The 8,725-nt window shown below is 64.2% G+C and carries 11 protein-coding genes; 7 read left to right on the forward strand and 4 right to left on the reverse strand.

Translation table 11 applies throughout. The features are described 5' to 3' along the window. Together VIR09_RS03765 and VIR09_RS03770 are read right to left on the reverse strand one after the other, a co-directional pair. Positions 1-473 (reverse strand): argininosuccinate synthase domain-containing protein (locus VIR09_RS03765; protein WP_332011654.1); only part of this gene is annotated, 473 nt, incomplete at its 3' end. Between the two features lie 81 nt (positions 474-554). Next, on the reverse strand, positions 555-1,478 hold the full coding sequence (locus tag VIR09_RS03770) for a LysR family transcriptional regulator (RefSeq protein ID WP_332011655.1): 924 nt from the start codon (positions 1,476-1,478) through the stop codon (positions 555-557). A 97-nt stretch (positions 1,479-1,575) separates the two neighbouring features. Here VIR09_RS03770 and VIR09_RS03775 point away from each other — a divergent pair, with 97 nt between their 5' ends. The 7 genes from VIR09_RS03775 (at position 1,576) to VIR09_RS03805 (ending at position 7,210) form a co-directional block, all read left to right on the forward strand. After that, on the forward strand, positions 1,576-2,442 hold the full coding sequence (locus tag VIR09_RS03775; RefSeq protein WP_332011656.1) for an amidohydrolase family protein: 867 nt from the start codon (positions 1,576-1,578) through the stop codon (positions 2,440-2,442). A gap of 70 nt (positions 2,443-2,512) precedes the next feature. After that, on the forward strand, positions 2,513-3,466 hold the full coding sequence (locus tag VIR09_RS03780; RefSeq protein ID WP_207466410.1) for a Bug family tripartite tricarboxylate transporter substrate binding protein: 954 nt from the start codon (positions 2,513-2,515) through the stop codon (positions 3,464-3,466). A gap of 2 nt (positions 3,467-3,468) precedes the next feature. Continuing rightward, positions 3,469-3,999 carry a carboxymuconolactone decarboxylase family protein gene (locus VIR09_RS03785; RefSeq protein ID WP_332011657.1) on the forward strand — a complete coding sequence of 177 codons (531 nt, stop codon included), beginning with the start codon at positions 3,469-3,471 and terminating at the stop codon, positions 3,997-3,999. A gap of 13 nt (positions 4,000-4,012) precedes the next feature. After that, positions 4,013-4,576: a hypothetical protein gene (locus tag VIR09_RS03790; protein ID WP_332011658.1), complete on the forward strand. Its 564-nt coding sequence runs from the start codon at positions 4,013-4,015 to the stop codon at positions 4,574-4,576. 313 nt (positions 4,577-4,889) lie between these two features. Beyond that, on the forward strand, positions 4,890-5,666 hold the full coding sequence (locus VIR09_RS03795; protein ID WP_332011659.1) for a basic amino acid ABC transporter substrate-binding protein: 777 nt from the start codon (positions 4,890-4,892) through the stop codon (positions 5,664-5,666). Positions 5,667-5,738: 72 nt separating this feature from the next. Next, the gene (locus VIR09_RS03800) at positions 5,739-6,491 is read left to right on the forward strand and encodes an amino acid ABC transporter permease (RefSeq protein ID WP_332011660.1); all 753 of its coding nucleotides are present in this window, start codon (positions 5,739-5,741) and stop codon (positions 6,489-6,491) included. Continuing rightward, positions 6,488-7,210 carry an amino acid ABC transporter ATP-binding protein gene (locus tag VIR09_RS03805; protein WP_332011661.1) on the forward strand — a complete coding sequence of 241 codons (723 nt, stop codon included), beginning with the start codon at positions 6,488-6,490 and terminating at the stop codon, positions 7,208-7,210. Before VIR09_RS03800 ends, VIR09_RS03805 begins: the two co-directional genes overlap by 4 nt. 135 nt (positions 7,211-7,345) lie before the next feature. Here the strand turns inward: VIR09_RS03805 and argF are convergent, their stop codons facing one another. Both argF and VIR09_RS03815 read right to left on the reverse strand, forming a co-directional pair. Beyond that, on the reverse strand, positions 7,346-8,287 hold the full coding sequence (argF, locus tag VIR09_RS03810; RefSeq protein WP_332011663.1) for an ornithine carbamoyltransferase: 942 nt from the start codon (positions 8,285-8,287) through the stop codon (positions 7,346-7,348). 58 nt (positions 8,288-8,345) lie between these two features. Beyond that, positions 8,346-8,725 (reverse strand): aminotransferase class III-fold pyridoxal phosphate-dependent enzyme (locus tag VIR09_RS03815; RefSeq protein ID WP_332011662.1); only part of this gene is annotated, 380 nt, incomplete at its 5' end.

The following is an 8,725-nucleotide window of genomic DNA, read 5'->3' on the forward strand; positions in this document are numbered from 1 at the left end:
AGCCAGGGCTTGTAGATCTTCAGGTCGGGGTTGGTCAGCAGGCCGTAGCGGTAGAAGCGCTCGATGTCGTTGCCCTTGAAGGTGCTGCCGTCGCCCCAGATGTTGACGTCGTCTTCCTTCATGGCGGCCACCAGCATCGTGCCGGTGACGGCGCGGCCGATGGGCGTCGTGTTGAAGTACGTGATGCCGGCGGTCGAAATATGGAACGCGCCCGATTGCAGGGCGGCGATGCCTTCGGCGACCAGCTGCGCGCGGCAGTCGATCAGGCGGGCCTTCTCGGCGCCGTAGGCCATGGCCTTGCGCGGGATCTCATCGTAGTCGGACTCGTCGGGCTGGCCCAGGTTCGCCGTGTAGGCGTAGGGAATGACGCCGTTGTTGCGCATCCACAGGAGCGCCGCGCTGGTGTCGAGGCCGCCGGAAAAGGCGATGCCGACCTTCTGGCCGGTAGGAAGGTTCGGGAGGATAGTGGTCATTGTTTAAGATGAGACGCCAACAGGACTTTGACAGCAGACTTTGACAGCAGCTAGCCGCCAGACGAGAAAACACTCGCTATTTTAACTCTTTTGGGCGGAGGGCCGGGGAGCGAAGAGCGCGGGCACGTCGAGCCGACGGATCAACTGCGCGGTGGCCGTGGCCAGGCGCGTGGACGGTCGGTGGCGGGCGCTGGCCAGCACCAGGTCGTTGGTAATGGCGGGGTTGCCGATAGCGCACAGGGACAGTTCATGCTCGGCGGCCGGGCCGCGCGCGGCCGAACGCGGCAGAATGGCGTAGGCGTCGCCCTGGGCGGCCAGTTCGACGATGGTCTGGACCGCGTCCACCTCGACGGCGATGGTCAGGCGCACGCCCTGGGCGCGGCACACGCTTTCGACCAGGGTGCGGATGGCGTTGGGCAGGCTGGGCACCACCAGCGGGTAGTCGCCCAGTTGCGCCACGGCGATGTGCGCGGGCAGGGCGGGCCGGTGTCCGGCGGCGGCGACCAGCACCAGGTCTTCGCGGAACAGCGATTCGTAGGCTAGCTGCGGCGAGGGGGCGGGGTCGTAGAGCAGGGCGAGATCGACCCGGCCGGCCAGCAGCCATTCGCGCACCTGGGCGCTGAGGCCTTCGGCCACGGCGATGGAGGCTTCGGGGAAACTGCGGCGGAAGGCCTGGACCAGCGGAGGCGTCAGCACGCGCGCGATGCGGGGCGGCAGGCCCACAACGACCTTGCCGGTGGGTGTTTCGCGCAGGCTCTGCAGGTCTTCCTTGGCGCGTTCGGCCAGGGTCAGCAGGGCGCGGGCGTGTTCCAGGAAGCGCAGCCCGGCCTCGGTGGGCTCGGCGCCGCGTCCGTTGCGGTAGAGCAGGTGCTGGCCGAGCTCCAGTTCCAGCAGGCGGACCTGGCGGCTGAGCGTGGGCTGCGCCACGTCCAGCATTTCGGCCGCGCGCGAGAAGCTGCGCCTCTCGGCCACCCGCAGGAAGTATTCGATCTGCTTCAGGTCCATCAGGTATTTGGAAAATCTATATCTGAAATCAAAGATATAGCATTGTTTGGCAGCGGGCAATCCGGGACCATGGCATTTTCAACGCAGGAACCTGCCCGTGCCCGATTGCCGTCCTCCGCTTGCATTGTCGTCCCGTCCCCGCCACGCCTTGCCGTCGGGCGCCTGCGATGCGCATTGCCACGTATTCGGGCCGGCCGGCGTGTTTCCGTATGCCGAGGGCCGCTCGTACACGCCGCCCGACGCGCCTTACCAGGCCATGGCGGCGCTGCATGCGCGGCTGGGCGTGGAGCGCGCGGTGGTGGTGCAGGCTAATTGCCATGGCTCCGATCACACCGCCTTGCTGGACGCCCTGGCCCGGAGCGGCGGCCGCTATCGCGGCGTGGCGCTGCTGGGGGCGGACGCGACCGAGGCGGGCGTCAGGCAATTGCATGAGGGCGGCGTGCGCGCGGCCCGTTTCAACTTCGTGCCGCATCTGGGCGGCGCGCCCGATCCGGCGGTCTTTGACCGGGTGGTGGCCTTGATCGCGCCGCTGGGCTGGCATCTGTGCCTGCACCTGGACGGCACGATGCTGCCGGAACTGTTGCCGCGCCTGGCCGCGTTGCCGTTGCCGTTCGTGGTCGATCACATGGGGCGGCTGAGAGCGGCCGATGGTTTGGCGTCGCCGGCGATGCAGGCGCTGCTCGGCCTGGCGCAGGTGCCGCAGGCCTGGGTCAAAGTGTCGGGCATCGACCGCATCGCGTCGGGCAAACGTCCGTTCGCCGAGGGCCTGCCCTTCGTGCGCGCGCTGGCCGAGGCTTTGCCCGACCGTTGCCTGTGGGGCACGGACTGGCCGCATCCGAACGTGACGGGCGACATGCCGGACGACGGCGAGCTGGTCGACCTGTTTTTCGATGCTTGCCCCGATGTCGCCCTGCGCCAGCGCATCCTGGTGGACAACCCGGCGCGGCTGTACGGATTCGAGTAGGCGCGGCAAACGCGGCCGCCGTTAGGCGGCGGGCGAACGACAAGAAAATTCCCATCAATCAGGAGACATCATGTTCAAGAAAATACTGTCCGCCGGCCTGCTGAGCCTGGCCGCTTTGGGTTCCGCCCATGCCGACGGGCCGGTGCGCCTTATCATCGCCTTCCCGCCGGGCGGGCCGGTGGATCTGGTGGGCCGGGTGCTGGCCGAGCAGCTGGGCAAGGAACTCAAGCAGCAGGTCATCGTGGAGAACAAGGCCGGCGCCAACGGCAATATCGCCGCGGCCTACGTGGCCAAGGCGCCCGCCGACGGCTCGGTGCTGTTCCTGACCAGCGTGGGCGCGGTCGCCATCAGCCCGGCGCTGTACAAGGACCTGCCGTACGACCCCGTGCGCGACTTCGCGCCGGTCTCGAAGGTGGTGAACAACGCCACGGTGTTCGTGGTGAATCCGTCCAATCCGGCGGTCGACGCCGCCGACTTCGTCAAGAAGTCGCAAGCCGCCTCGCAATCGGTGGCTATCGGCTCGTCGGGCATCGGCAGCATCCCGCACCTGACCCTGGAAATGTTCGCCGATTCCAGCAAGGCGAACGTGATGCATGTGCCATACAAGGGCGCGGCCCCGGTCATCAACGACGTGATGGGCAACCAGGTGTCGGGCTTCTTTGGCGACGTGCCGGGCCTGATCGGCCATATCCAGGGCGGCAAGCTCAAACCCCTGGGCATCGCCGCGCCGACCCGCCATCCGCTGCTGCCCGAGGTCAAGACCCTGGCCGAGCAAGGCATTGCGGGCGTGGAGTCCAACAATTGGTACGGCATCGTGGCGCCGGCCGCCACGCCGCCGGCCACGATCGACAAGCTCAATCAGGCCGTGCGCGCCGCGCTGAACACGGAGAGCGTACGCGCCCGCCTGGAGAAATTCGGCGCCCAGGCCGCACCCGGCAGCCCGCAGGAACTGGCTGCCCTGATCGCGTCGGACCGCGAGAAATGGACCGCGCTGATTCAGCGCAAAAACATCCGTCCGGAGTGAAGATGAAGGCATGCAGAGTAGGGCTTGTGACGCCTGGCACCCGCCCGGAGCTGGCCGAGATCGAGGCGCGGATCTCGGCTGCGCGAGGGCGTATCTCTCCCCTGTACCAGGTGCTGCTGAACAGCCCGGCCGTGGTCCAGGGCTGGGAAGCCATGTTGACCGCGATCCGCCTGAACACCTCGGTGCCGCCGCGCCTGCGGGAGTTGGTCATCCTGCGCGTGGCGACCTTGAACAACGCGCCCTACGAGTTCGAGGCCCATGTGCCGCACGCGCTGGCTGCAGGCATGCCGCAGGCGCTGGTCGACGAATTGCGCGGCGGTCCGGCGCCCTCGGACCTGCGGGGCCTGGAGCCGGGCGAGTCCGAGGTGCTGGCGCTGACGGACGCCATGACGCGCGACATCGAGGTGCCGGACGAGGTGTTCGCACCGCTGCGCGCACGCTACGATGACACGCAACTGGTCGAGCTGGCCGCGACCGTGGGCGCGTACAACATGGTGTCGCGCTTCCTGGTGGCCTTGCGCGTCGGACATTGAAAAGGAGACTGGAGTGCAGGAAACCGTATTGCTGGTGTCGCTGGGTGAGCGCTTCGACGAGCCGCGCGCGCGTGAACTTGACCGCACCTTGACCCAAGGATTGGAAGGCTTGCGCGCCGCCGCGTACGCGGCCGAGGAAGAGGACGAAACCTACGTCTATCTGCGCGGACCGGCTGCCGTCTTGCCGGAAGCGCAGGCCCGCCTGGCCGAGAGCTTCCCGGGCGCCCGCAGCCGCGTGCTGCACCTGACGCTGGACCTGGCCGGCGCCTCGGCAGGGCAGGACGCATCCTGGCACTACATCGTCGAAACCGATGTGCTGCCCGAGGCGGAAGCGGATCTGAACGCCTGGTACGACCAGGAGCACCTGCCGGGCCTGGCGTCCGTGCCCGGCACCGTGCGCGCCATGCGCTATGAGTGCCGCGACGAGTCGCCGCGCTACCTGGCCTGCTACGACCTGCACACGCGCGAGACCTTCGGCAGTCCGCCCTGGCTGGCCGTGCGCGCCAGTGACTGGAGCAGCCGGGTCCGGCCGTCGTTCCGCAATACCCGCCGGACCATGTTTAAACGCATTCTGTAGGACGGGTACAGCGCCGCTAGGCAGACGCTAGAACTCGACTGCCATGCGCGCGTAACCAGACTGTCGAACCGGTGGAAATCTTGTTTGGTAAATCTAATTTTTTTTAATAAAGAACAATAATTTATAAGTTGATGGATAAAGGCGAGCGCCGGAACATTCCACGTTTCGTGCCGCCGGGGATTCTCCGGCAGTTCGTGCAAATGCCAGTCCCGCAACGAAGCCAAGTCTGAATGCAGCGAAGCCCGTGGGCATTTTGCTGCTCGGCCGTCTAGATCTGGTTGTCGTTCGTCGCCGGCATTCCAGGGAGAAGGCCATGTTGTTCAAGAAGTTTGTCATGCTCGCGAGCTGTGCTCTGGCACTGACGCTGAGCGCTACCAGCGTCAGTGCAGCCGATCAGACTTATGTCGTCGGTGCAGGCGGTACCTACCGTCCTTTTGAATTCGAAACGCCGAGCAAGGAACTGGTCGGCTTCGACATCGACATCATCAAGGCCATTGCCGACGCATCCGGCTTCAAGATCAAGCTGGTCAGCACGCCATGGGAAGGCATCTTCGCCACCCTGGGCCAGGGCGACCGCGACATCATCATCTCCGGCATTACCATCACTGAAAAGCGCGCCAAGATGGTCGACTTTTCGCTGCCTTATTTCCCGGCCGAACAAGTCATCATCACTGGCGCCGACAATAAGGTTGCCGCGCTGGCGGACCTGAAGGCCCTGCAAGTCGGTGTGGTCAACTCAACCGCAGGCGACATCGTCATCTCGGACGAAATCGGCAAGTCCAGTACGGCCATTCACCGTTTCGACAATACGCCGCTGATGCTGGAAGAGCTGTATCGAGGCGGTATCGATGCCGCGATCGGCGACGTCGGTGTGATCAAGTTCTACATCAAGAGCCATCCTGAGAAGCAATTCAAAGTGGTCAACGATGCCAAGTTCACGCGCCAGTACTTCGGTATCGCCGTCAAGAAGGGCAACAGCGAACTACAGGGCAAGATCAATGCCGGTTTGAAGAAGATCGTTGCCGATGGCACCTACGCCAAGATCTACAAGGAATGGTTCGACGTCAACGTGCCAGCGCTGCCGCTGTAAGCCACGTAAGGGCCTTTCCATGCCCACGTTCTCGCTGCGGACCGTGGGCGATTTTTTATCCGGATTCCATTCATGAATTCTCTCTTTCAATGGGAAATCATCGGCGAGTATCAGCCCTTGTTTGTCGAGGGCATGTGGATGACCATCAAGGTCGCGCTCATCTGTGTGATCACGGGAACGTGCTGGGGCCTGGCTTTGGGCGTCGGCCGTCTGGCGCAAGCGCGCCACGGTTTCTGGAGATACTTCCTGCGCTATATGGTGCAGTGGCCGGTGCGCATCTACGTCAGTTTCGTGCGTGGCACGCCGCTGTTCGTGCAGATTCTGCTGATTCACTTCGCGCTGATGCCGCTGCTGATCAATCCCAGCGACGGTTTGATTCTGAGCGGCGATATCGCGCGTGAAGTTCGCTCGCAATACGGCGCGTTCACATCGGCGGTGCTGGCGATCACGCTCAATTCAGGTGCCTACGTATCGGAGATTTTTCGCGCCGGCCTTCAGTCGATTGATCGCGGCCAAAGCGAAGCCTCGCGCTCACTCGGCATGAGCTACATGAAGACGCTGCGCAAGGTGGTGCTGCCGCAGGCTTTCCGCCGCATGTTGCCGCCTTTGGGCAACAACGCTATTGCCATTGTCAAAGATTCCTCGTTGGCGTCGGCTATCGGTTTGGCGGAACTGGCATATGCCGCACGCACGGTGTCCGGCGCCTATGCCCGCTATTGGGAGCCGTATCTGACGATTTCGCTGATCTACTGGGGTATTACGCTGCTGTTGTCGGCGCTCGTCCGGCATCTTGAAACCCGTTATGGCAAAGGGGATGCACGGTGATACACGTCAGAAATCTGCACAAGCAGTTTGGTCAGGCGCGCATCCTGAGCGGTGTCGACTGCGATATCAAAGCGCGTGAAGTGGTCTGTATGATCGGTCCATCCGGCTCCGGCAAGAGCACGTTTCTGCGGTGCCTCAACGGCCTGGAAGAAGCGAGCGATGGCGAAATTATCGTAGACGGCGTCAAGGTCCACGATCCCAAGGTCGATCTGAACAGGCTGCGTTCCAGCATGGGCATGGTGTTTCAGCGCTTCAATCTATTCCCGCACATGTCGGTGCTGGAAAACCTGATCATGGCGCCGATGGAAGTCAAGAGGCTGCCCCGCCGAGAAGCCCTGCGGGTGGCCGAAAGGCTGCTCCAGAAAGTCGGCCTGCAGGAAAAGATCGACGCTTTTCCAAATCAGTTGTCGGGTGGCCAGCAGCAACGTGTGGCCATTGCGCGCGCGCTGGCGATGGAGCCGAAAGTCATGCTGTTTGATGAGCCGACCTCGGCGCTAGATCCCGAACTGGTCGGTGAGGTGTTGACGGTGATGAAGGCCTTGGCGCAAGAAGGCATGACCATGGTGGTGGTGACGCATGAAATGGGTTTTGCGCAGGAAGTGTCGGATCGAGTGTTGTTCATCGATCAGGGCGTGATCATGGAAGAGGGGCCGCCGCGGCAAGTGCTGGGTGAACCGCGCCATGAACGTACGCGGGACTTCTTGCGCAAGGTTCTGTAGTTGCCCTAGCACCAATTGCTGCCGCTGTCCCGACGGAGGGCGGGGGCGCTCATCTTCCGATCTACAGGCCTGCCTCCAACACAAGAAAGGCCTGTACATCGACAGATGCGCAGGCCTCTTATGCATGCGTAGGCTTTACTTGATCTGCCCCAGCAGCAGGAATTCCATCAGCGCCTTCTGCACGTGCAGGCGGTTCTCGGCTTCGTCCCAGACCACGCTTTGCGGTCCGTCGATGACTTCGCCCGTGACTTCCTCGCCGCGGTGGGCGGGCAGGCAGTGCATGAACACGGCTTGGGAATCGGCGGCGGCCATCATTTCGGCGTCCACGCACCAGTCGGCGAAGGCGGCGCGGCGCTCTTCGTTTTCGGCTTCATAGCCCATGCTGGTCCAGACGTCGGTGGTGACCAGGTGCGCGCCCTTGCAGGCTTCCATGGGGTCCTTGAACTGGCGCAGCACCGTGGCCGGCGGCGTGCCGATGCGTGAGGCTTCGAGCTCGTAGCCGGCCGGGGTCGACACGTGCAGCGTGAAGCCCAGCATTTCGGCGGCATGCAGCCAGGTGTAGGCCATGTTGTTGGCGTCGCCGACCCAGGCCACCGTCTTGCCGGCGATGGGGCCGCGGTGCTCGATGTAGGTGAAGATGTCCGCCAGGATCTGGCAGGGGTGGAACTCGTTGGTCAGGCCGTTGATCACGGGCACGCGCGAGTGCGAGGCGAAGCGCTCGATGCGGGTCTGCTCGAACGTGCGGATCATGACGATGTCGACCATGCGCGAGATGACGCGCGCGGTGTCTTCGATGGGCTCGGAGCGGCCCAGCTGCGAATCGTTGGAGGTCAGGTTGATGACCGAACCGCCCATCTGGTACATGCCGGCCTCGAACGACACGCGGGTGCGCGTGCTGGCCTTTTCGAACACCATCGCCAGCGTGCGGTCATGCAGCGGCATGTGGGGTTCGTAGCGTTTGAACTTGTCCTTGATCAGGCGCGCGCGGTCCAGCACGTAGGCGATCTCGGCGGACGAGAAGTCCTTGAACTGCAGGAAGTGCCGCAGCGGGCCGTTTTGAGTCGTGGGAGGAGTCATGGTGATGTCGCAGGTCATGGGGCCCGGCCAGGCTCATGGCCCGGGCGGGACGTTGATTTTATGGTGTTTCGGCCAGGAATTCCTGGATGAGCGGAACCAGGATCGCGACGATGCGGTCGGCTTCGTCGCGGTTGAGGATCAGCGGCGGCAACATGCGGATGACACGGTCGCGCGTGACGTTGATGAGCAGGCCGGCCTCCATGGCGCGCATGGCAAGCACGCCGCAGGGACGGGCAAGCTCGATGCCCAGCATCAGGCCGCGGCCGCGGATTTCGGTGACGCCCGGGGTGCCGGCCAATGCGTCGGCCTGGGCGGCTTTCAGGTGGTCGCCGACGTTGTGGGCGTTGTCCAGCAGCTTTTCGGATTCCAGCGCGTCCAGCACGGCCAGCCCGGCCGCACAGACCAGGGGGCCGCCGCCGAAAGTGGTGCCGTGGCTGC

Origin of the sequence: Achromobacter sp., assembly GCF_036567245.1 — a bacterium.
Taxonomy (GTDB): Bacteria; Pseudomonadota; Gammaproteobacteria; order Burkholderiales; family Burkholderiaceae_B; genus Achromobacter.